Genomic DNA, 22,165 nt, shown 5'->3' on the forward strand with positions numbered 1-22,165 from the left:
TTATGGATATCGGGATGATTCGCGGCCTGGGCACCGTCGTCGTGATGGTGGCCTTCATCGGTCTGGCCCTGTGGGTGTTCAGCCCCAAGCGCAAGTCGGAGTTTGACGACGCGACCTTGCTGCCGTTCGCGGATGATCCCGAAGCCATCAAGCACGTCGAGCAAGCTTCTAGGAGTAACAAAGAATGACTACATTCTGGAGTCTGTACGTCACAGTCCTCAGCCTGGGAACGATCTTCTCCCTGACCTGGCTGCTGCTGTCGACCCGCAAGGGCCAGCGCGCCGAGCAGACGGACGAGACCGTCGGCCACTCGTTCGACGGGATCGAGGAGTACGACAACCCGCTGCCGAAATGGTGGTTCATGCTGTTCGTGGGCACCATCGTGTTCGCCCTCGGTTACCTGGTGCTCTACCCTGGCCTGGGCAACTGGAAAGGCCTGCTGCCCGGCTATAACTACCTGGACACAGAAAAGCAGACCGCCTTCGCCAACGGCCAGACCGGCTGGACAGGCGTTCACGAGTGGGAAAAGGAAATGGCTCGCTCGGACGCCAAGTTCGGTCCGATCTTCGCCAAGTTCGCCTCCATGCCGATTGAAGAAGTCGCCAAGGACCCGCAAGCCCTGAAGATGGGTGGCCGCCTGTTCGCCTCCAACTGCTCGGTCTGCCACGGTTCCGACGCCAAGGGTGCCTATGGCTTCCCCAACCTGACCGACGCCGACTGGCGCTGGGGCGGCGAGCCGGAAACCATCAAGACCACCATCATGGGCGGCCGTCACGCCGTGATGCCGGGTTGGGCTGCCGTGGTGGGCGAACAAGGCGTGGCCGACGTGGCTTCCTACCTGGTGACCAGCCTGCACGGCCGCAAGTTGCCGGAAGGCGCCAAGGCCGACCCGGCCAACGGCCAGAAACTGTTCGCGGCCAACTGCGTGGCCTGCCACGGTCCGGCCGGCAAGGGCACCCCTGCCATGGGCGCACCTGACCTGACCCACCCTGCTGCGTTCATCTACGGTTCGAGCTTCGCCCAACTGCAACAGACCATCCGCTACGGTCGCCAGGGCCAGATGCCGGCCCAGGCCGACCTGCAAGGCAACGACAAGGTCCACCTGCTGGCGGCCTATGTCTACAGCCTGTCCCACGGCGAAAAGGCTCCGGCCGCTGACGCCCAGTAAGGCAGCAGCCGAGACACAAAAGGCCCCGCCAATCTGATTGGCGGGGCCTTTTTGTTGCCGACCGAAAAACTGGGGTAAATCTGTTCCGCTTGCCGGCCACCCACCCAAGTAGTAACGTGCCTACATTAAAGCTCATACGAGGACGCCTTCATGTCCATCACCACCATCTCCAGCCGCGAATTCAACCACGACACAAGTGGTGCCAAAAAAGCCACTCGTGAAGGGCCGGTGATCATCACCGACCGTGGCAAGCCGGCCCATGTACTGCTAAGCATTGAGGAGTACCAAAAACTGACCGGCATTGGCACCAGCATTGTCGAATTGCTGGTCATGCCCGATGCGCCGGATATCGACTTCGATCCCGAGCGTGCCGTCATCGCCCCCCGCTCGGTGGACCTGTCCTGAATGTATTTACTCGATACCAATGTCATCTCGGAGCTGCGCAAGCCCCAGGCAGACAAAAACGTCCAAGCCTGGGCACGCAGCATCCCTGCTCCCAGCCTGTATGTCTCGGCGATCACCGTCCTGGAACTGGAAACCGGTGTGTTGCGCTTTGAACGCAAGGACCCGACGCAGGGCAGTCACCTGCGGGCCTGGCTGGATAATCACGTGATGCCTGCCTTTGCCGGCAGGGTCCTGGCCGTGGACCGTGCCGTCGCACTGCGTTGCGCTCGCCTGCATGTGCCTGACCGCAGCAATGAATGCGATGCGCTGATTGCCGCCACCGCACTGGTCCATGGCCTGACCGTGGTCACCCGCAACGTCGCGGACTTCGAGGCCAGCGGGGTTACGCTGCTCAACCCGTGGGTCGCCTGACACGGCGCGGCTACGTCTGCCCAGAATGATTGACCGAGCGATTGCCTGATGCGTCGCAAGCTGGTCCAATGCCCGCTCGAACGGATACGCAAGCCACAATTGCCAAGGAGACAAGGCGCAATGGAAGGCATCAAATTGCTTGAACCCACGGCCCCCAGTCACTCTGCCAGCCTGAGCACCCTGCATGTCTGACGCGCTCTGGGCCGCTCGGCTGGGCGATGCACTGAACCACACCTCGATGATGGCCGACATCCTTGGCGGCGTATTGGAGGTGGCGGCCAACATTGCGATCACCGCCCTGGCGACCGCCGCCGTGGTCGCGGCCACGGGCATCACCGTCGTCACCGGCGGCCTGGGCTGCTTCGTCCTCGGCCTGGTGGTGGGCACCGTCGTCGGCCTGGCGATGAGCAAGACCGGGGCCGACAAAGGCCTGAGCAATTTATGCGAGGGCATCGGCAACGCCCTCTTTCCGCCCACGGTGCAGGCCAACATCCTCACCGGCTCCAAGGACACCCTCACCAACAACATCCCCGCGGCCCGCGCCGCCGGGGCGATTGAATCCCACGTTGCCCCGGCCGGCACCGAGCTGGAGGCACCCACGCCTGAAGAAGAACCCAGCTACCTGGACATGGCCGGGAATTTTTTCTCGCAGATGTGGCGCCCCACCGTCGCCGTGCCCGCCCCTGGCGCCGTGCCCAAGCCGGAAGACCTGGTGATCTGCACCAAGCATCCACCGATGCCACCGCAGTTCATGGCCGAAGGTTCGGACAAAGTCACCATCAACGGCCAGCCCGCCGTACGCAGCGGCGACCGCAGCACCTGCGATGCGACGGTGGTGTCGGCCGGGCTGATCTCCCCCAACGTGACCATTGGCGGCGGCTCGGTGGTGGTGCGCGAGATCCGCAGCGGCAAGACCCCAGGCGTCGGCCTGGCGGTCACCGCACTGCTGATGCTCAAGGGTGGCAAGGGCAAGTTCTTCAGCAAGTTGCCGTGCATGCTGGTGGGCGGCGCGGTGTCCATGGCCGCCAGCAGCGCGGCGAACGCGGCCGCCAACGCCGCCATGGGTTCGTCGAACCCGGTGCATGCCGCCACGGGCGCCAAGGTACTGGGCGGTGACGAGGACCTGGATTTCGTTTTGCCCGGCCTCCTGCCGATTGACTGGCAGCGCGTGTACAACAGCCGCGACGAACGCCGCGACACTTTGTTCGGCGCCGGCTGGAGCGTGGCCTACGAAGTCTGCGTCGAGATCCTGCCCCACCCGGAGGGCGGCGAAACCCTGGTCTACACCGACGAACAGGGCCGGCCCATCGACATGGGTTCCATCCCCTTGGGCGGCGCGGTGTTCAGCGCCGGCGAAGGTTTGGCCGTGCGCCGCCATGTGAGCGGGCAATTGCTGATCGAGAGCGACGACGGCCTGTACCGTTTGTTCGAACCGTCGCCCGCCAACCCATCACACCTGCGCCTGAGCCAACTGGGTGACCGCAACGACAACCGCATCCACCTCGACTACGACGACGCCGGACGCCTGGTGCGGCTGCGCGACACGTTCTATCTGGTGCAGGTCGAGCTGGTGCGCGAACAGGGACGCGTCACCCAGATCGAACGCCTCTACCCCGACCAATCCCGGGAAGTGCTGGTCAGCTACACCTACGACGCGGCGAATACCCTCGCCGAAGTACGCGACGCCACCGGCCAGGTGCAACGGCGCTTCCGCTATGACGCCGGGCAAAGGATGGTCGAGCACCAGTTGCCCACCGGCCTGCACTGCTTCTACGAATGGGCCTTGATCGACGACCAGGAATGGCGCGTGGTGCGGCATTGGACCGACGAAGGCGACGCCTACCAGTTCGACTATGACCTCACCGCCGGCACCACCCGCATCACTGACAGCCTGCAGCGGGTCAGCACCCGGCAGTGGAACAGCCAACACCAGATCACCCAATTCAGCGACAACCTCGGCCAGACGTGGCTGTTCCAGTGGAACGATGAGCGCCAGTTGCTCAGTGCCACCGATCCACAGGGCGGCCAGTACCAGTTCAGCTACGACGAAACCGGCAACCTCATCAGCGAAACCGACCCGTTGGGCCGCAGCGAAACCACCCTCTGGCTCGAACACTGGGCCCTGCCGCTGGCGGACACCGACGCCGCCGGCAACAGTTGGAAGTACCGCTACGATCAGCGCGGCAACTGCATCGCCGAAACCGACCCGCTGGGGCATGTCACCCGCTACCGCTACGACGCCCACGGCCAGGTCGTAGAAATCATCGACGCCACCGGCAAGAGCAAAAAACTGCGCTGGAACCCGTTCGGCCAATTGGTGGAACACGTCGATTGCTCGGGTTACCCGACGCGCTTCAGCTATGACACGCGCGGTTACCTGCACACCATCACCGACGCCCTCGGCGAGCGCACCCAGTTCAGCTACGACGCCCAAGGGCGCTTGCTCGGCAGCCAATTGCCGGACGGCCGCACCGAGCACTACCAGCGCGACATCGCCGGCCAGTTGACCGGTTACACCGACCCGGCCGGACACACCACGCTCTACCAACACAACCGCCGCGGTCAGGTCCGCCAACGCACCGACGCCCAGGGCCGGCAGGTGCAATTCGCCTACGACAGCTTTGGCAGGCTGCAAACGCTGGTCAACGAGAATGGCGAAAGCTACCGGTTTGCCTGGGATGCCGGGGATCGGTTGACTGAACAACAAAACCTGGATGGCAGCGCCAAAGGCTATACGTACGACGCCCTCAACAACGTAAAACGAGTCGAAACCGTCGCAGCGCCGCGAGGTGATCATCAGCCCAGTGAAAAGACCATTGTTCATCATCTGGAACGTGATGCCATTGGCCGGCTGACCACCCGAATTACACCTGATGGACAGTCCCGGTATAGCTATAGCCCGTTGAATCAGCTAATCGAAGCCACCGTCATCGATAACGACGGCAACGAACAACGACTGGGCTTTGCTTATGACGCGCTGGGTTATCTGATTGAGGAGCAGAGTTCAGCAGGCGTTCTGAAGCATCACTACGACGAACTCGGCAACCTGATCCAGACCCAACTGCACGATGGTCGTTGGATCAACCGCCTGTACTACGGCAGTGGTCATCTGCACCAAATCAACCTCGACGGCCACGTCATCAGCGACTTCGAACGCGATCGGCTGCATCGAGAGGTGCTGCGCACCCAAGGCCAAATCAGCACACGGAGTGAGTATGACCGTAGCGGGCGCTTACGCAGCCGCCACCGTCGGCACACCAGCCAGCCGTCGTTGATGCCTGCCGCAGATCAAACCCATTTTGAGTTTGATCCTGGCGACCATTTGGTGGGGCGTCTTGAACGGCTGCCACAGGGCCAACAACGCCAATTGCTGCACTACGATGTGACAGGTCGGGTCCTGGCAAGCCAGGGAACTCGACAAGGCCAGAATGAAACATTTTCCTTCGATGCCGCAGCCAATCTCCTCGACAGTTCACCCGGTACGGGTGGGCGGGTTACGCACAACCAACTCAAGCGCTATCAGGATAAGCACTACCGCTACGATGGCTTTGGCCGAATGATTGAAAAGCGCAGCAGGCGGCATGGCCTGCAGCGCTTCAGTTACGACTCGGATCATCGGCTGGTTGAAGTTCGAACGCACAAATCCGACGGTGAAAACATTGTCAGGATGCGCTATGACCCTTTGGGCCGAAGAATTGAAAAAACCCAACATGACCACAACGGGCGGCTCATCGCCTGCACGCGTTTCGACTGGGACGGCCTGCAATTACTCAAGGAACATAAAAATAGCCTGACCAGCCTGTACCTCTACATTGGCGACAGTCACGAACCCTTGGCCCGGGTCGACGGCATCGGTGAGCATCAACGCATCCGCTATTACCACAACGACTCCAATGGTCTACCACAAGTCTTGACGGAAAGTGACGGCCACCCGCTATGGCATGCTCACTATCAGGTATGGGGCAACAGCCTTGATGAAGTCCGTGAACCGTACTACATCGAAGAACAGAACCTGCGCTTTCAGGGACAATACCTGGACCGGGAAACAGGCCTGCACTACAACACCTTCCGCTTCTACGATCCCGACATAGGCCGCTTTACCACACCCGACCCGTTGGGCCTGGCCGCAAGCCTGAATCTTTATCGCTACGCACCGAATCCATTTACCTGGATCGACCCGCTGGGGCTCAAAGAGAATGAGATTATCCGCTACATGGGCGAGAGCGAAACGGTCTCATCCAAGGCTGCCAACGGAGGCAAAGGCGGTTTGGTTCCGAATATCAGGGGAGAAAAAGCAGTCTGGGTCAATCAGGACAGCAATCCTGGATTCAACCCAGGCAATGAAAAGTATCGGGTAGTGGCCACCGTCAATAACGAAGGGGTCAGCATGCTCAATAACCACAAGGACATCTCTACCGTTGACTATAAAGAGACAGGTCTGAAAGATGGCGTGCTGTCCAAGACGAATGAGCCCAAGGCCAGAGGCATCGGTTTCCGATTATTGGATAAATTCAATAAAACCATTACGTCATTTCGGGTCGAGAAGAAAGGCCCGAACGGAAAATGGAAGACCTGCGGATAAAACCAGATGGACATATTCGATCTTCTCTCATACAAGCTTGAAAACTTCCTGAACGCCCGGCCCTGTCCGAAGGCGTTGGAGGCTGTTTTTTACAAAGAAGAGGAGCCTTCGCTGCTAAGCGTTGTCGCCAGAAAACACAATGGCACCCCCTTCAGCGTTAGCCGCTGGCATGATTTGTTTTCCGTCGGCGCTTTCGAAAAATCCATGTTGAAAAATGGCTTCACGGAACCCGACTGCTACGCCCTCGTCCTGGTCCTGTCGCGCTTTGGCTATCTGCTGGAAATCGACAACCGTCAAAGAACCAACAAGGAATACTTTATTTTCTTCTATCTGATCCAACTGATCAGCTTGAAGAACAGCACTGAGGATGCGGATGCGCAACTCAGGAACTACATGCTCAGGTTCCTGCTCTTCGAATTGAGTATTGATGACGAGGCGTATCGTCGGTTCAGCATAGAGGGCAACCAGCTGATGATGACTACCGATGAATCAGGGGTCGTGACTTTTCTGGATGTGATTGATCTGGTCTACCAAACGATCAAGGCAGACACCCGGAAAGAGCATGAACTGTTCGGTACGTTGAAAACGTTTCAAACAAACACAGTCAGATTACTCACCGAGCCCGACGATACCCCTTACCGTTTCGCAATCAATGATCGTCACAGCGAACTCATGTACCCCGACGTATTTCTGCTCGCGTATGCTCAGGCCCCCGAAAAAATATTTAATGCGTTGATCGACGCGGTCAATCCGCTTCAGTCCACGGCAAATCTGTTCGTTTCCAATATGATTGTGATGAATTACGCCTTTCACATCCTGAAAGACAAGCCTCGCGAAATCCTGAAACTGAAAAAACACGTCCGTGATGAAACGTTGTTCGGACAATTGCTGGAGGTGATCCTCAAGCGTCGGATGGCGGTCAGCAAGGCACTTTTCAAAAAAGTCCCAACGGGTCACGATCTCTCCTCGATCGAGGATGGGCAAACCACGTTCTACAACATCTTGTACAGCCAGTAGAACTTGGCCTGAATTCGCATGAGTTCAAAGAAACCGTGGCGAGGGAGCGTGCTCCCGCAAGGATGGCGGTGGGTATCTGGTTTTTGAGGCTCATCCCGCGCTCACCGACACAAACACTATCAATGCAATCGCGACCCGCTCTGGCGGGCGCAAGTGCACCTCGCTAGAGTCACCCCAGGAACAAAACACTCATTATTCATAGAAAAGGATTTCCATGAAAAAACTGACCTGCTTGAAACTTCTATCTGCCCTGTTGCTTGGTTGCAGCGTGCCCCTCACGCACTCATTGGCGGCAGACATACCACCAAGCCACATTGTATTGGCCGCCAGCCCGAAGTATCCCTCCAGTGAAAAATCCGAAAACAGCGAGACCGAATCAACTGGCGACACGGCATCTCGCTCGCGCTGGCTGATCGAGGCCCAGTACGCCAGCATCGCCGAATTCCGTGCGCAGTCGGGGGGCCGGCCGCAGTGCCCGTCATGATCAACGGCAACCTGACACGATCAGGCCACGCCAGTGAGCGTGCCTATATCAAGGCTGTCTTGCAGAACAAACTGAACAATCTCTATGACTACGGCCTCGGCCGTCATGACTACGACTTCAACGTCGACAGTTGCGCCAGTTGCGCGGCCGGCAGTATTGACGACCTCAAGGAACGGTACTGGGGAAAGGTCCGGAACATGGACTTGTCGGCCCGGGCCGCGGGCCTGACGAAAACCTGGTATGGCAGCCTGGCCTATGCCCGGGACTTTGGCGATGTCCACCTGGTCCAGGTGCATAACCAACCCACCTACTCGGTGAATTTTTCCACCCACGCCGTTTTCAACACCACCGCCTATGAAATCACGACATCCCTCGACTGGCTGGAGCGCGACCTGCAACAAGCGCGCTCCCAAGGCAAGATCATTCTGCTGAACCTGCACCAGCCATTTCATTGGCCGGTCCGGGAAACGGAAATCGCGCGTTTCAAGCAACTGATCGAGGACCATGGCGTCACCGCCGTGTTTTCCGCCGATGCAAACAGCAAGCCTGGGCTGTACCCGCCCAACTACACCTACGGCGACGTGCCGTTGTTCACCAGTGGCTCGGCCGCCCGGAAAACCTGGCTGTACGCCAAGGTCTCCGACGACCGGAAACACCTGACCGTCAACGTCATTGCCAACAACGATTGGCGCAACCCGGTCGCCAGCCACACCGTCGTCGTCCGATAGACCTTCAAGTGGCGCCAATGGAGGTTCCCATTGGCGCCGTCCGCGACGACTGGACGGCTATACTCGACAAGTCAATTGATCTGGGTCATGACTTGTTACATCCGCTACACCATTCGACCCCTGCACCCAACGCGACCAAAGGTCGCACCCTTGAGCTAGAGCGACAAGCGTATCATTGCGCCACTGCAACACCCTTTGTGACCGTGGTCGGCACGTACTGGCCTTGGCACTTTTCCACTGCCGTGGGATGCATTTTGATGAGCAACCAGATTCCGGTACATGACGTTACCCCGCCAGCCAAGGACGCGAACAAAAGCGTCGACTTGTATGCCTCTCGGGAAAAAATCTACACCCGCGCCTTCACCGGCCTGTTCCGCAACCTGCGGATGCTCGGTGGTGCGTTCTTGTTCCTGTTGTATTTCGGTACCGTCTGGTTGAACTGGGGCGGCCACCAGGCCGTCTGGTGGAACCTGCCGGAGCGCAAGTTCTTCATCTTTGGCGCCACCTTCTGGCCCCAGGATTTCATCCTGCTGTCCGGGATGTTGATCATTGCCGCCTTCGGCCTGTTTTTCATCACGGTCTATGCCGGACGAGTGTGGTGTGGCTACACCTGCCCACAGAGTGTGTGGACCTGGATCTTCATGTGGTGCGAGAAGGTCACCGAAGGCGACCGCAACCAGCGCATCAAGCTCGACAAGGCCCCCTTGGGCGCCAACAAATTCCTGCGCAAGTTTGCCAAGCACAGCCTGTGGCTGCTGATCGGTTTCGTCACCGGCATGACCTTTGTCGGTTACTTCACGCCCATCCGCGAGCTGGTGTTCGAGTTCTTTACCGGCCAGGCCGATGGCTGGTCGTATTTCTGGGTGGGCTTCTTCACCCTCGCCACCTACGGCAACGCTGGCTGGCTGCGTGAGCAAGTGTGCATCTACATGTGCCCTTACGCACGCTTCCAGAGCGTGATGTTCGACAAGGACACCCTGATCGTTTCCTACGACCCGCGTCGCGGCGAAAGCCGTGGCCCGCGCAAGAAGGGCGTTGACTACAAAGCCCTGGGCCTTGGGGATTGCATCGACTGCACCATGTGCGTCCAGGTCTGCCCTACCGGCATCGACATCCGCGATGGCCTGCAGATCGAGTGCATCGGCTGCGCAGCCTGCATCGATGCCTGCGACAACATCATGGACAAAATGGATTATCCACGCGGCCTGATCAGCTACACCACCGAACACAACCTTTCGGGGCAGAAAACCCATAAACTGCGCCCGCGCCTGATCGGTTATGCCTTGGTGCTGCTGGCCATGATGAGCCTGTTGGCGGCGGCGTTCTTCATGCGCTCGCTGGTGGGTTTCGACGTCAGCAAGGACCGCGTGCTCTACCGCGAAAACGCCGAAGGCCGGATCGAGAACGTCTACAGCCTGAAGATCATGAACAAGGACCAGCGCGACCATACGTACGTCCTGGAAGCCGCCGGCCTGCCGGACCTCAAGCTGCAAGGCCGTCGGGAAATCAAGGTCGCGGCCGGCGAGATCTACAGCCAGCCGGTCGAACTGTCCAGCGCACCGGAACAACTGCCATCGAGCACCAACGAGGTGACCTTCATCCTCAAGGACGCCGATGACGAAAACGTACATGTCGAAGCCAAGAGCCGGTTCATCGGCCCCCAAACTCGTTGAGAGAACTGAACATGCCTGCAGCAACCGCCACCAGCCCTTGGTACAAGCACCTCTGGCCGTGGATCATTATCGCGATCCTGACCTGTTCGGTGACACTGAGCCTGACGATGGTGACCATTGCGGTGAAGAACCCGGATAACCTGGTCAACGACAACTATTACGAAGCCGGCAAGGGTATCAACCGCTCGCTGGAGCGCGAATTGCTGGCCCAGACCCTGCAATTGCGTGCCAACGTGCAACTGGACGAGCTCACCGGTGAAGTGAACCTGCGCCTGAACGGCAACAGCCGTCCCCAGACCCTGGAACTGAGCCTGATCTCGCCGACCCAGCCGGAAAAGGACCGCAAGATCGTCCTGACTCGCAACGACAGCGAACCGGGGCGCTACGTTGGCCAGTTGACAGACAAGATCGAAGGCCGGCGCTTTGTCGAATTGCTGGGGGTGGAAAACGACAAGACCTGGCGCCTGTTCGAAGAAGAACAGATCAATCACGGCCAGGACCTCTTGCTGGGCGATGAACCGCTGCAAGGCGCTGAAGACCTGAAAAAATAAATGACTGCGCTTCGCGCAATCGCGAGCAAGCTCGCTCCCACAGTGGGTCGCGGATGGCCATGCCTGCGCAATCTCCTGTGGGAGCGAGCCTGCTCGCGAAGAGATTTCAGACACCCAGAAAGCTGCGATACGTGAATACCCATGACCACTCCACAGCCCTGCTACCACTGCGCCCTGCCCGTCCCCCCCGGCAGCCGCTTCACCGCCGTTGTCCTCGGTGAAACCCGTGAGCTGTGCTGCCCGGGCTGCCAGGCGGTGGCCGAGGCCATTGTCGCCGGTGGCCTGGAAAGTTATTACCAGCATCGCAGCGAAGCCTCGGCCAACCCCGAATCCCTGCCCGTCCAGTTGACCGATGAGCTGGCGCTCTACGATCGCCCTGACGTGCAGCAATCATTCGTACGCCATGAAGGCGAACTGGCCGAAACCACCCTGTTGATGGAAGGCATCAGTTGCGCCGCCTGCGGCTGGTTGATTGAAAAACAATTACGCAGCCTGCCGGCCGTGGCCGAGGCGCGATTGAACCTGTCCAATCATCGCCTGCATGTACGTTGGGCCGACGCTCAACTGCCGCTGAGCACGCTGCTCGCCGAGTTGCGCCAGATCGGCTACGTTGCCCACCCGTACCAGGCCGACCAGGCCTGCGAACAACTCGCCGCACAAAACCGCCTGGCCCTGCGCCAATTGGGTGTGGCCGGGCTGCTTTGGTTCCAGGCGATGATGGCGACCATGGCCACCTGGCCGGAATTCAACATCGACCTGAGCCCCGAGATGCACACCATCCTGCGCTGGGTCGCGCTGTTCCTCACCACCCCCATCGTCTTCTACAGCTGCGCGCCATTCTTCAAAGGCGCAATGCGCGACCTGCGCACCCGTCATCTGACCATGGACGTTTCGGTGTCCCTGGCCATCGGCAGTGCCTACGTTGCCGGGATCTGGACGTCGATTACCGGCGTCGGCGAGTTGTACTTCGATGCCGTGGGCATGTTCGCCTTGTTCCTGCTGGCCGGCCGTTACCTGGAGCGCCGGGCCCGGGAGCGCACGGCTGCCGCCACCGCCCAACTGGTCAATCTGTTGCCGGCCTCATGCCTGCGCCTGGAGGATAACGGTCAGAGTGAACGCATCCTGCTCAGCGAATTGCGCACCGGCGACCGGGTGCTGGTGCATCCCGGGTCGGTCCTGCCGGCCGATGGCAGGATCCTGGATGGGCAATCCAGCATCGACGAATCGCTGCTGACCGGTGAATACCTGCCACAACCTCGCCAGGTAGGCGACGCGGTCACCGCCGGCACGCTGAACGTCGAAGGGGCGTTGACGGTCGAGGTGCTGGCTCTCGGGCAAGACACCCGGTTGTCGGCCATCGTGCGGCTGCTGGAACGGGCCCAGGCCGAGAAGCCGCGACTGGCGGAAATCGCCGACCGCGCCGCCCAATGGTTCTTGCTGTTCTCCTTGATCGCCGCTGCCGTCATCGGGCTGGTGTGGTGGCAACTGGACGCTTCGCGCGCGTTCTGGATCGTCCTGGCGATGCTGGTCGCCACCTGCCCTTGCGCGTTGTCCCTCGCCACGCCGACCGCCCTCACCGCCGCTACTGGCACCTTGCACAAGCTCGGCCTGCTGCTGACGCGCGGTCATGTGCTCGAAGGCCTGAACCAGATCGACACGGTGATTTTCGACAAGACCGGTACCCTCACCGAAGGCCGCCTGGCGTTGCGCGCCATTCGGCCATTGGCGGCTCTGGACAGTGATCAATGCCTGGGCTTGGCCGCCGCCCTGGAAAACCGCTCGGAACACCCCATCGCCCGCGCCTTCGGCCGCGCGCCATTGGCCGCCGAACAGGTGCAAAGCACCCCGGGGCTGGGGCTCGAAGGCTTGGTGGCCGAACAGCGCCTGCGCATCGGCCAGCCCGGTTTTGTCTGCCAACTGAGTGGCGCCGCCGTACCGCAAATGCCGGACGAACCCGGGCAATGGCTATTGCTGGGCGATGAGATCGGGCCATTGGCCTGGTTCGTCCTCGATGACCGCTTGCGCGCCGATGCCCCGGCGCTGCTGGCGGCTTGCAAGGCACGGGGCTGGCGGACACTGCTGTTGTCGGGTGACAGCTCGCCCATGGTTGCCAGCGTCGCCGCCGAACTGGGCATCGATGAGGCTCGCGGCGGCCTACGCCCGGACGACAAATTGGCCGCGTTGCAACAGCTACACCAACAGGGCCGCAAGGTGCTGATGCTCGGCGATGGGGTGAACGACGTGCCCGTGCTGGCGGCGGCGGACATCAGTGTCGCCATGGGCTCGGCCACCGACCTGGCCAAGACCAGCGCCGACGCGGTGCTGCTGTCCAACCGCCTCGACGCCCTGATCCACGCCTTCAGCCTGGCCCGACGCACCCGCCGGGTGATCATTGAAAACCTGGTGTGGGCAGGGCTGTACAATGGCCTCATGTTGCCGTTCGCCGCCCTCGGCTGGATTACGCCAGTGTGGGCGGCGGTCGGCATGTCCATCAGTTCGTTGACCGTGGTGTTGAATGCGCTGAGGCTGACCCGTCAGCCCAAGACGCAGGTTTTCGACGCCACGCCCGATACCCGCCCGCTGCCGGCCTGAGCCGCGCGGGCATGGAGTTCCGACATGCCAGCTCTTTACGTGATGATTCCGGCCGCGCTGCTGATCGTGGCCATCGCCGTGTACATTTTCTTCTGGGCCGTGGACAGCGGCCAGTACGACGACCTCGACGGTCCGGCCCACAGCATTCTGTTCGACGATCAGGACCCGAACCACACGGCGGCGGTGGACGAAGCCAGTGGCGAAGCCCGCAAGCCGGACGACAAGGCCCCGCCCCATGCTTGACCTGGCGCCCCTGTTGGTTTCGGCGGTCATCCTTGGCCTGCTCGGTGGCGGACACTGTCTGGGCATGTGCGGCGGCCTGATGGGTGCCCTGACCCTGGCGATTCCCAAGGAACAGCGCAGCCGGCGCTTTCGGTTGCTGCTGGCGTACAACCTGGGGCGGATCCTGAGCTACGCCACCGCCGGGTTGCTGATCGGCCTGGCCGGTTGGGCCGTGTCCAACAGCCCGGCGGCGATGATCATGCGGGTGCTGGCCGGCCTGCTGTTGATTGCCATGGGCCTTTACCTGGCGGGCTGGTGGAGCGGCCTGACCCGCATCGAAAGTGTGGGACGTGGCTTGTGGCGACACATCCAGCCCGTCGCCAACCGTTTGCTGCCGGTGTCGAGCCTGCCTCGGGCCTTGCTGCTCGGCGCGCTATGGGGCTGGCTGCCGTGCGGCCTGGTCTACAGCACCCTGTTATGGTCCGCCAGCCAGGGCAATGCCCTGGACAGCGCGCTGCTGATGCTCGCCTTCGGCCTCGGCACCTGGCCGGTGCTCCTCGCCACGGGCCTGGCCGCCGAGCGCATCACCGCCCTGCTGCGCAAACGCAGCGTGCGCATGGCCGGTGGGCTGCTGGTGATTGTTTTCGGGATCTGGACACTGCCGGGGCCGCATCAGCATTGGCTCATGGGGCATTGACCGAGTCGCCCCCAATCGCGAGCAAAGTCGCTCCCACATGGAGGGTGCCCTGTGGGAGCGAGCCTGCTCGCGATGAGGCCAGCATCGACAACTCCCGATGCCCCGTTGACGCAAATCAAAACGGCCACACCCACGCGCCCCTAGACTCGCCCCATGCCAGTCTATCCGGGGAATGCCCGCATGTTCGACACCCTTTGCTGGGACTCAGATCTCATCCGCCGTTACGACCTGGCGGGACCACGCTACACTTCGTACCCCACCGCCGCTCAGTTCGCCAGCCAGGTGGGCACCTTCGACCTGCTCCACGCCCTGCGTGACAGCCGCAAAGCCCTGCGGCCGCTGTCGCTGTACGTGCACATACCGTTCTGCGCGAACATTTGCTACTACTGCGCCTGCAACAAGGTCATCACCAAGGACCGCGGCCGCGCCCACGCCTATCTGCAGCGCCTGGAACAGGAAATCCAACTGATCGGCTGCCACTTGAACCCCACCCAGCGCGTAGAACAGTTGCACTTTGGCGGTGGCACCCCGACGTTCCTCAGTCACGACGAACTGCGCCAACTGATGGCCAAGCTGCGCCAGCACCTGAACCTGCTGGACGACGATTCCGGCGACTACGGTATCGAAATCGACCCTAGGGAAGCCGACTGGTCGACCATGGGTCTGTTGCGCGAACTGGGTTTCAACCGGGTCAGTATCGGCCTGCAAGACCTTGACCCGTCGGTGCAGCGGGCCGTCAATCGCCTGCAAAGCCTGGAAGAAACCCGTGCCGTGATCGAAGCCGCCCGGACCTTGCAGTTCCGCTCGATCAACATCGACCTGATCTATGGGTTGCCCAAGCAGACGCCGGAAAATTTCGCCCGCACCGTCCAGGAAGTCATCCACCTGCAACCGGACCGGCTCTCGGTGTTCAACTACGCCCACCTGCCGGAACGCTTCATGCCCCAGCGGCGTATCAACAGCCAGGACTTGCCGAACCCGGAGCAGAAACTGGCGATGCTGCAAGGCACCATCGAACAACTGGCCGCCGCCGGCTACCGCTATGTCGGCATGGACCACTTCGCCCTGCCCGACGACGAACTGGCAATCGCCCAGGAAGAGGCCACATTGCAGCGCAATTTCCAGGGCTACACCACCCATGGCCATTGCGACCTGATCGGCCTTGGCGTGTCAGCCATCAGCCAGATCGGCGATTTGTACTGCCAGAACAGCAGTGACCTGAACCATTACCAGAACACCCTCGCCGACGGGCAACTGGCGACCAGTCGCGGGCTGATCTGCAACGCTGACGACCGGCTGCGGCGCGCGGTGATCCAGCAGTTGATCTGTCATTTCCACCTGCCTTTCGCCGAGATCGAGCAAACCTTCAACATCGATTTTCGCGGTTACTTCGCGTCGCAGTGGCCGCAATTGCAGGCCATGGCCGCGGATGGGCTGATCGAGCTGGATGACACCCACATCCGGGTACTGCCCGCCGGACGCCTGCTGGTGCGATCCGTGTGCATGGTGTTCGATGCCTACTTGGACCAGCACAATCGACAGCGCTTCTCCCGAGTCATTTGAGCGCGACAATTTGACGACGAAACCGCACTGGCCGGAGTGCCGTCTCTGGGGTACCCTTACGTCTTATGCGTGATTTCCCACAAGGATTTAAGAAATGTCCGAGCCAGTCAAACTGCGCGCCCACAACCAGGCCCATTGCAAGGATTGCAGCCTGGCCCCCCTCTGCCTACCACTTTCGCTGAACCTGGAGGACATGGACGCGCTGGATGACATCGTTAAACGGGGCCGCCCGTTGAAAAAAGGTGAATTCCTCTTTCGTCAGGGCGACACCTTCGATTCCGTCTATGCGGTGCGCTCGGGCGCCTTGAAAACCTTCAACCTGAGTGACGGTGGCGAAGAGCAGCTCACCGGCTTCCACCTGCCCAGCGAACTGGTGGGCCTGTCCGGCATGGACACCGAGTCGCATCCGGTCTCCGCCCAGGCGCTGGAAACCACTTCGGTGTGCGAAATTCCCTTCGATCGCCTGGACGAGCTGTCCATACAGCTGCCGCAACTGCGCCGCCAGTTGATGCGGGTCATGAGCCGGGAAATCCGTGACGATCAGCAAATGATGCTGCTGCTCTCGAAAAAAACCGCCGACGAGCGTATCGCCACGTTCCTGGTCAACCTCTCGGCACGCTTCCGCGCCCGCGGGTTCTCGGCCAACCAGTTCCGCCTGAGCATGTCGCGCAACGAAATTGGCAACTACCTGGGCCTGGCGGTGGAAACCGTGTCCAGGGTATTCACCCGCTTCCAGCAGAACGAGTTGATTGCCGCCGAAGGCAAGGAAATTCACATTCTCGACCCGATCCAGCTCTGCGCCCTGGCCGGCGGCTCGATCGACGGCTGATGGGCTCGCGCGGCTGAGGGATTTGCCTCGCCGCGCTATACTGCCGCGTTTGTAGCCCTGCCAGGACACCTCCACGATGGTCTTTGACTCCTTCGACATCAAATCCCTGATCCGCCCCGTGATCGACTTCCCCAAGCCCGGCGTGATCTTTCGCGACATTACCCCACTCTTCCAATCCCCGACCGCCCTGCGGCTGGTCATGGACAGTTTCGCCCACCGATATGTCGAGGCCGAGTTCACTCATATCGGCGCGATGGATGCTCGGGGTTTCCTGATTGGCTCAATCCTGGCCTATCAGTTGAACAAGCCGCTGATCTTGTTCCGCAAGCAAGGCAAGCTGCCGGCCGATGTGCTGGCCGAGGGTTACCAGACCGAATACGGCGAAGCCTTCCTTGAAGTGCACGCCGATAGCTTGTGCGAGGGTGATTCGGTGGTGATGTTCGATGACCTGATCGCCACGGGTGGCACGCTGATCGCCGCTGCCAACCTGATCCGCCGCATGGGCGCCAAGGTCCATGAAGCCGCGGCCATCATCGACCTGCCGGAGCTGCTCGGCTCCCAGCGCCTGGAAGACATGGGGATCCCCACGTTCTGCCTGACGCAGTTCTCGCTCAGCGAAAAATAACGGGCAAATAACAACCGAACCTGTGGGAGCGAGCTTGCTCGCGATGGCGGTGTGTGTCAGTCAACGTGAATATTGGCTGATCTACCGCTATCGCGAGCAAGCTCGCTCCCACAGGGTTTTGGGTGGCCGTTACAAGGCGATCGGCTTGCGCCCCGCAAACGAATGCGCCAGCGTCCCGCCATCCACCAACTCAAGCTCCCCACCCAGCGGCACGCCATGGGCGATGCGGGAGGCAATCAGGCCTTTGTTGTTGAGCAGTTGGGCAATGTAGTGGGCGGTGGCTTCGCCTTCGACCGTCGGGTTCGTAGCCAGGATGACTTCCGTGAACGTACCCGCCTCTTCGATTCGCGCGATCAACTGTGGAATGCCGATGGCTTCAGGCCCCAAGCCGTCGAGCGGTGACAAGTGGCCCTTGAGCACGAAATAACGGCCACGAAAACCGGTCTGCTCTACCGCATACACATCCATCGGCCCTTCCACCACACAGAGCAGGCTGTCGTCCCGACGCGGGTCGGCACATTGTGGGCAGAGGTCGTCTTCGGTGAGGGTGCGGCACAAACGGCAATGCCCTACCCCTTCCATGGCCTGGCTCAGGGCCTGGGCAAGGCGCGAACCGCCGCTGCGATCACGCTCGAGCAATTGCAACGCCATGCGCTGGGCAGTTTTCTGACCTACACCCGGCAACGTTCGCAGGGCATCGATCAGTTGGCGAATCAAAGGGCTGAAGCTCATGGAGGAAATGTCCGACATAACAACGAGACGCGGTTTATACCCGCGCCTCCGATTAGCGTCAAATACTCAATCCCGCGCGACCCGCACCACCAACTTGCCGAAGTTGCGCCCTTCCAGCAACCCGATAAACGCCTCTGGCGCATTTTCCAGGCCATCAACCACATCCTCGCGGAACTTGACCTTGCCATCGCGCACCCAAGGGGCCATGGCACTGATGAATTCCGGCTGACGGTCACCGTAGTCATCAAACACAATAAACCCCTGGATCCGCACGCGCTTGGTCAGCAAGGTGCGCTGCAGTTGTGGCAAGCGGTCCGGGCCACTCGGCGCCTGGTGATCGTTGTAGGACGCGATCAGGCCACAGAGGGGGATCCGCGCCTTGGCGTTGAGCAGCGGCACGACGGCATCGAAAACCTTGCCACCGACGTTTTCGTAATAGATGTCGATGCCCTTGTCGCAAGCCTGCGCCAGTTCCTCGGCAAAGCGCTCGCTGTGGTGATCGACGCAAGCGTCGAAGCCGAGTTCGTCGACCACGTACTTGCATTTTTCGCTGCCGCCCGCGACGCCGACGACACGCAGCCCCTTGATCTTCGCCACCTGGCCGACCACCGAGCCCACCGCACCCGAGGCCGCCGCGACCACCAGGGTTTCCCCGGCCTTGGGTTGGCCAATGTCCATCAGCCCCATGTAAGCGGTCATGCCCGGCATGCCCAGCACGCCCAGGGCCATCGACGGGCTGGGTAGCCCGGACGGAACGGGGATCACGTTGCGCCCGTCGCTGATGCTGTGGCTCTGCCAACCGGTCGCCCCCACCACCAGATCACCCTCCTGGAATTTCGGGTGCATCGAGCGTTCCACGCGGCTGACGGCGCCGCCGGTCATCACCTCGTCGATTTTTACCGGAGCAGCGTAGGAAGGCGCGTCGCTCATTCGTCCGCGCATGTAGGGGTCCAGGGACAGGAACAGCGTCTTGAGCAGGATCTGTCCGTCCGCCAGGTCAGGCAGTGTCACTTGCTCAAGGCGAAAATTCTCCGCCGTGGGAGCGCCCTTGGGGCGGGACACGAGGACGATGCGCTGGTTGGAGGTCGATGCTTGTGACATGGAAACGTTCTCCTTGATCGTTGAGTGGCACGTATAGGGAGCAGACCATTGCCGAGGCGGCGGCGTTCGATGTTTGTTCAGTGGGTGCTTGTGGGAGCAAGGCTTGCCCGCGATGAACGATGGCGCGCAGTTCCGACAAACCGAGGCGTCTGCATCGCGGGCAAGCCTTGCTCCCACAGAGCCTTGCTCCCACGGATAAGATTTCCGCCAGCGCTCGCTCCTATGGCACAAACAAAAATGCCAGGCGCGATGCCTGGCATTGTGTGTAGCCCATCCCGACCGGGATGGCGAATCAGAACGGCAGCTTCATGCCCGGCGGCAGTTGCATGCCGGCCGTCATGCCAGACATCTTGTCCTGGCTGTTGGCTTCAATCTTGCGCACCGCGTCGTTGACGGCGGCAGCGAACAGGGCTTCGAGCATTTCCTTGTCGTCTTCGCTCAGGCCTTCGACCACGCTAGGGTCGATGCTGACGCGCTTGATGTCGTGGCGACCAGTCATGACCACGGTCACCATGTCGCCGCCGGACTTGCCGGTGACTTCGGCGTTGGCCAGTTCTTCCTGCATCTTGGCCATTTTTTCCTGCATCTGCTGCGCCTGCTTCATCAGGCCGGCCATGCCACCTTTCATCATGGGAATCACCTCGAAAGTACTTGGATAAACAACGCGCCCGGCCCGTCAGGCCCGGCGCCTTCAGTTATGAGCCCTGGGTGACCGGGGCCTCGACAGGTTCGATAGTATCGTGACGGACCACGGCGCCGAACTGTTGCATCATCTGCTGGATGAATGGATCACCGTGGATCGACTCCTCGGCTTCGCGCTGACGGTCCGCACGGCGCCGGGACGCAGCCTGGGCCGGGGTCTCCTGCTCGGGCTTGATCAGCTCGATGGTCAGCGTCAGGGTGCGCTCGTGATACTGGTTCAGCGCATCGTTGAGGCGACGTTGCTGGGTCGCATTGAACAGTGCGCTATGGGCCGGGTCCAGGTGCAGCAGCCAGTGGTCGCCCTCCACGGCCATCAGCGTGCAGTTAGCGGCGATGCTGCCGGTCATGCCGCTGATCGGCAGTTTAGGGAACAGTTCCAGCCATTGCAGGGCCAGCCCGGTGGCTGGCATCGCCGCAGGTTCCGGCTCGGGCTCGGGGGCCGGCTCAGCGGCGTGCTCACTGGCCAGGTCGTCCAGGTAGCTGTAGGCCGAGTCCATGTCTGGCTCGATGTAATCCTCGTCCAGCGGCGGTTCGTCGTCCTGGTCGAGGCCCGGCGTGGCAACATCGACGTCGGCCACTGTCGGTTCGGGCACCGGCGCGGCGACCCACTCCGGCGCATCGGGCACCACGCTGTCGGGCGTCGGCAAAGGCATCGGCGGCAATTCTGGCTGCTCGGCGATGGTCTCCAGAACCGGCTCCACGGCAGGTTGCTGGATAACCTCGGGCTCGATCGGATCGTTCCAGGGCAGGTCAACGACGGCTTCGACGACCGGTTCGGGCAGCGCCTCGACGACCGGTTCAGGTTCTGGCTCAGGGGCCGCGACAATGGGTGTCGGGGTCGGCGGTGCCACAGGTGCCGGCGCTACCGGAGCCGAAGCCACTGCCGGCGCAACGACGGGCGCGGCAGCCACTGGCTTGGCGGAATCAGCTGTGGCCTGGCTGATCCCCACTGGCTTTAGCCCTTGCCTCGGAGCGTCCACCGTGTCGGCTGGCCGGAACGCCAGCATTCGCAGCAGGACCATTTCGAAACCGCCGCGCGGATCCGGTGCCAGGGGCAGGTCGCGACGGCCGATCAGGCCCATCTGGTAATAGAACTGCACGTCTTCGGCCGGCAGCGCCTGGGCCAGGGCCAGTACTCGATCACGGTCGCCGTGGCCGTTGTCGACGCCCTCGGGCAAGGCCTGGGCGATGGCGACACGGTGCAGCACATTAAGGATTTCCGAGAGCACGCCATTCCAGTCCGGGCCCTGCTCGGCCAGGTGACGCACCGCTTCGAGCAACGCCTTCGCGTCGCCTTCGATCAGCGCATGCAAAACGTCATAGACCTGGCCGTGATCGAGGGTGCCGAGCATGGCCCGGACATCCGCGGTCATGACCTTGCCTTCACCGAAAGCGATGGCCTGGTCGGTCAGGCTCATGGCGTCGCGCATCGAACCATCGGCGGCGCGGCCCAGCAGCCACAGCGCATCGTCCTCGAAGGGCACGTTCTCGACGCCCAGTACATGCGTCAGGTGCTCGACGACCCGTTCCGGCGTCATATTCTTGAGGGAGAACTGCAGGCACCGCGACAAAATCGTTGCAGGAAGTTTCTGCGGATCGGTGGTCGCCAGGATGAACTTGACGTAGGGCGGCGGCTCCTCAAGGGTCTTGAGCAGGGCATTGAAGGAATGGCTGGAGAGCATGTGCACTTCGTCGATCAGGTAGACCTTGAAGCGCCCACGGCTCGGCGCGTACTGCACGTTGTCGAGCAGTTCACGGGTGTCTTCGACCTTGGTGCGGCTGGCGGCGTCGATCTCGATCAGGTCGACGAAACGGCCCTCGTCGATTTCCCGGCAGACCGAGCATTCGCCGCAAGGCGTGGAGGTGATGCCGGTTTCACAGTTCAGGCACTTGGCGATGATCCGCGCGATGGTGGTCTTGCCCACGCCGCGAGTACCCGTAAACAGGTAAGCATGGTGCAGCCGCTGGCTGTCCAAGGCATTGATCAGGGCCTTGAGCACATGGGTCTGGCCGACCATTTCGCGGAACGAGCGCGGACGCCATTTACGTGCAAGAACCTGATAACTCATCGAAAACCGTCGCA

General features: G+C 61.4%; 20 protein-coding genes. 15 read left to right on the plus strand and 5 right to left on the minus strand.

The window, feature by feature from the left end; genetic code table 11:
• Positions 1-2: 2 nt before the first annotated feature.
• From KI237_RS20600 to KI237_RS20625, 6 genes are all read left to right on the plus strand, one after another.
• Entirely contained in the window at positions 3-188 is a 186-nt protein-coding gene (locus KI237_RS20600) for a CcoQ/FixQ family Cbb3-type cytochrome c oxidase assembly chaperone (protein ID WP_003183474.1), read from the plus strand.
• Positions 185-1,168, plus strand: a complete 984-nt coding sequence (gene ccoP / locus KI237_RS20605) for a cytochrome-c oxidase, cbb3-type subunit III (protein ID WP_003199603.1) — start codon at positions 185-187, stop codon at positions 1,166-1,168. Before KI237_RS20600 ends, ccoP begins: the two co-directional genes overlap by 4 nt.
• Before the next feature lie 150 nt (positions 1,169-1,318).
• On the plus strand, positions 1,319-1,573 hold the full coding sequence (locus KI237_RS20610) for a type II toxin-antitoxin system Phd/YefM family antitoxin (RefSeq protein WP_212796822.1): 255 nt from the start codon (positions 1,319-1,321) through the stop codon (positions 1,571-1,573).
• Complete coding sequence (locus tag KI237_RS20615) at positions 1,574-1,984, plus strand: type II toxin-antitoxin system VapC family toxin (RefSeq protein WP_212796823.1); 411 nt, start codon at positions 1,574-1,576, stop codon at positions 1,982-1,984.
• 184 nt (positions 1,985-2,168) lie between these two features.
• The gene (locus KI237_RS20620) at positions 2,169-6,566 is read left to right on the plus strand and encodes an RHS repeat-associated core domain-containing protein (protein WP_249410650.1); all 4,398 of its coding nucleotides are present in this window, start codon (positions 2,169-2,171) and stop codon (positions 6,564-6,566) included.
• Positions 6,567-6,572: 6 nt separating this feature from the next.
• Positions 6,573-7,583, plus strand: a complete 1,011-nt coding sequence (locus KI237_RS20625) for a hypothetical protein (RefSeq protein ID WP_212796824.1) — start codon at positions 6,573-6,575, stop codon at positions 7,581-7,583.
• Positions 7,584-7,775: 192 nt separating this feature from the next.
• On the opposite strand, the gene KI237_RS30600 is transcribed toward KI237_RS20625, so the two are convergent.
• On the minus strand, positions 7,776-8,018 hold the full coding sequence (locus KI237_RS30600) for a hypothetical protein (RefSeq protein ID WP_249410651.1): 243 nt from the start codon (positions 8,016-8,018) through the stop codon (positions 7,776-7,778).
• A 45-nt stretch (positions 8,019-8,063) separates the two neighbouring features.
• Between KI237_RS30600 and KI237_RS20630 the strand changes: the two genes are divergently transcribed.
• From KI237_RS20630 to KI237_RS20670, 9 genes are all read left to right on the plus strand, one after another.
• Positions 8,064-8,795, plus strand: a complete 732-nt coding sequence (locus KI237_RS20630; protein WP_249410652.1) for a metallophosphoesterase family protein — start codon at positions 8,064-8,066, stop codon at positions 8,793-8,795.
• Between the two features lie 257 nt (positions 8,796-9,052).
• Positions 9,053-10,468, plus strand: a complete 1,416-nt coding sequence (ccoG, locus tag KI237_RS20635; protein ID WP_212796825.1) for a cytochrome c oxidase accessory protein CcoG — start codon at positions 9,053-9,055, stop codon at positions 10,466-10,468.
• Positions 10,469-10,479: 11 nt separating this feature from the next.
• Positions 10,480-11,019, plus strand: coding sequence for a FixH family protein (locus tag KI237_RS20640; protein ID WP_212796826.1), 540 nt, complete (start codon positions 10,480-10,482; stop codon positions 11,017-11,019).
• A gap of 141 nt (positions 11,020-11,160) precedes the next feature.
• The gene (locus tag KI237_RS20645; protein ID WP_212796827.1) at positions 11,161-13,611 is read left to right on the plus strand and encodes a heavy metal translocating P-type ATPase; all 2,451 of its coding nucleotides are present in this window, start codon (positions 11,161-11,163) and stop codon (positions 13,609-13,611) included.
• Between the two features lie 24 nt (positions 13,612-13,635).
• Positions 13,636-13,854: a cbb3-type cytochrome oxidase assembly protein CcoS gene (gene ccoS / locus KI237_RS20650; RefSeq protein WP_212796828.1), complete on the plus strand. Its 219-nt coding sequence runs from the start codon at positions 13,636-13,638 to the stop codon at positions 13,852-13,854.
• Positions 13,847-14,530 (plus strand): sulfite exporter TauE/SafE family protein, encoded by a 684-nt coding sequence (locus tag KI237_RS20655; RefSeq protein ID WP_072407868.1) that lies wholly within the window; start codon positions 13,847-13,849, stop codon positions 14,528-14,530. The genes ccoS and KI237_RS20655 overlap by 8 nt, the downstream gene beginning before the upstream one ends.
• Before the next feature lie 180 nt (positions 14,531-14,710).
• A complete protein-coding gene (gene hemN / locus KI237_RS20660) occupies positions 14,711-16,093 on the plus strand; it encodes an oxygen-independent coproporphyrinogen III oxidase (RefSeq protein ID WP_212796829.1) in 1,383 nt (460 codons plus the stop codon).
• A 94-nt stretch (positions 16,094-16,187) separates the two neighbouring features.
• Positions 16,188-16,922, plus strand: coding sequence for a fumarate/nitrate reduction transcriptional regulator Fnr (fnr, locus tag KI237_RS20665; RefSeq protein WP_079302138.1), 735 nt, complete (start codon positions 16,188-16,190; stop codon positions 16,920-16,922).
• A 76-nt stretch (positions 16,923-16,998) separates the two neighbouring features.
• Positions 16,999-17,547: an adenine phosphoribosyltransferase gene (locus tag KI237_RS20670; protein WP_003199587.1), complete on the plus strand. Its 549-nt coding sequence runs from the start codon at positions 16,999-17,001 to the stop codon at positions 17,545-17,547.
• A 129-nt stretch (positions 17,548-17,676) separates the two neighbouring features.
• On the opposite strand, the gene recR is transcribed toward KI237_RS20670, so the two are convergent.
• The 4 genes from recR to dnaX all read right to left on the minus strand — a co-directional run bounded on the left by recR (position 17,677) and on the right by dnaX (position 22,151).
• Positions 17,677-18,279 (minus strand): recombination mediator RecR, encoded by a 603-nt coding sequence (recR, locus tag KI237_RS20675; protein WP_003199585.1) that lies wholly within the window; start codon positions 18,277-18,279, stop codon positions 17,677-17,679.
• Positions 18,280-18,345: 66 nt separating this feature from the next.
• A complete protein-coding gene (gene curA / locus KI237_RS20680) occupies positions 18,346-19,380 on the minus strand; it encodes an NADPH-dependent curcumin/dihydrocurcumin reductase (protein ID WP_212796830.1) in 1,035 nt (344 codons plus the stop codon).
• Positions 19,381-19,672: 292 nt separating this feature from the next.
• Positions 19,673-20,011, minus strand: a complete 339-nt coding sequence (locus KI237_RS20685) for a YbaB/EbfC family nucleoid-associated protein (RefSeq protein ID WP_003183512.1) — start codon at positions 20,009-20,011, stop codon at positions 19,673-19,675.
• A gap of 64 nt (positions 20,012-20,075) precedes the next feature.
• A complete protein-coding gene (dnaX, locus tag KI237_RS20690) occupies positions 20,076-22,151 on the minus strand; it encodes a DNA polymerase III subunit gamma/tau (RefSeq protein WP_212796831.1) in 2,076 nt (691 codons plus the stop codon).
• Positions 22,152-22,165: the final 14 nt, after the last annotated feature.

The sequence above is a fragment of the Pseudomonas sp. St316 genome, assembly GCF_018325905.1.
GTDB lineage: Bacteria > Pseudomonadota > Gammaproteobacteria > Pseudomonadales > Pseudomonadaceae > Aquipseudomonas.

Excerpts from the sequence above, each read along its gene's own strand:
- KI237_RS20640 (WP_212796826.1), top strand. The coding sequence starts at position 10,480 with ATGCCTGCAGCAACCGCCACCAGCCCTTGGTACAAGCACCTCTGGCCG.
- ccoP (WP_003199603.1), top strand. The coding sequence starts at position 185 with ATGACTACATTCTGGAGTCTGTACGTCACAGTCCTCAGCCTGGGAACG.
- KI237_RS20610 (WP_212796822.1), top strand. The coding sequence starts at position 1,319 with ATGTCCATCACCACCATCTCCAGCCGCGAATTCAACCACGACACAAGT.
- fnr (WP_079302138.1), top strand. The coding sequence starts at position 16,188 with ATGTCCGAGCCAGTCAAACTGCGCGCCCACAACCAGGCCCATTGCAAG.
- dnaX (WP_212796831.1), bottom strand. The coding sequence starts at position 22,151 with ATGAGTTATCAGGTTCTTGCACGTAAATGGCGTCCGCGCTCGTTCCGC.
- KI237_RS20625 (WP_212796824.1), top strand. The coding sequence starts at position 6,573 with ATGGACATATTCGATCTTCTCTCATACAAGCTTGAAAACTTCCTGAAC.
- KI237_RS20615 (WP_212796823.1), top strand. The coding sequence starts at position 1,574 with ATGTATTTACTCGATACCAATGTCATCTCGGAGCTGCGCAAGCCCCAG.
- curA (WP_212796830.1), bottom strand. The coding sequence starts at position 19,380 with ATGTCACAAGCATCGACCTCCAACCAGCGCATCGTCCTCGTGTCCCGC.
- KI237_RS20645 (WP_212796827.1), top strand. The coding sequence starts at position 11,161 with ATGACCACTCCACAGCCCTGCTACCACTGCGCCCTGCCCGTCCCCCCC.
- KI237_RS20620 (WP_249410650.1), top strand. The coding sequence starts at position 2,169 with ATGTCTGACGCGCTCTGGGCCGCTCGGCTGGGCGATGCACTGAACCAC.
- KI237_RS20670 (WP_003199587.1), top strand. The coding sequence starts at position 16,999 with ATGGTCTTTGACTCCTTCGACATCAAATCCCTGATCCGCCCCGTGATC.
- KI237_RS20685 (WP_003183512.1), bottom strand. The coding sequence starts at position 20,011 with ATGATGAAAGGTGGCATGGCCGGCCTGATGAAGCAGGCGCAGCAGATG.
- ccoS (WP_212796828.1), top strand. The coding sequence starts at position 13,636 with ATGCCAGCTCTTTACGTGATGATTCCGGCCGCGCTGCTGATCGTGGCC.
- KI237_RS20655 (WP_072407868.1), top strand. The coding sequence starts at position 13,847 with ATGCTTGACCTGGCGCCCCTGTTGGTTTCGGCGGTCATCCTTGGCCTG.
- hemN (WP_212796829.1), top strand. The coding sequence starts at position 14,711 with ATGTTCGACACCCTTTGCTGGGACTCAGATCTCATCCGCCGTTACGAC.
- recR (WP_003199585.1), bottom strand. The coding sequence starts at position 18,279 with ATGAGCTTCAGCCCTTTGATTCGCCAACTGATCGATGCCCTGCGAACG.
- KI237_RS30600 (WP_249410651.1), bottom strand. The coding sequence starts at position 8,018 with ATGCTGGCGTACTGGGCCTCGATCAGCCAGCGCGAGCGAGATGCCGTG.
- KI237_RS20630 (WP_249410652.1), top strand. The coding sequence starts at position 8,064 with ATGATCAACGGCAACCTGACACGATCAGGCCACGCCAGTGAGCGTGCC.
- KI237_RS20600 (WP_003183474.1), top strand. The coding sequence starts at position 3 with ATGGATATCGGGATGATTCGCGGCCTGGGCACCGTCGTCGTGATGGTG.
- ccoG (WP_212796825.1), top strand. The coding sequence starts at position 9,053 with ATGAGCAACCAGATTCCGGTACATGACGTTACCCCGCCAGCCAAGGAC.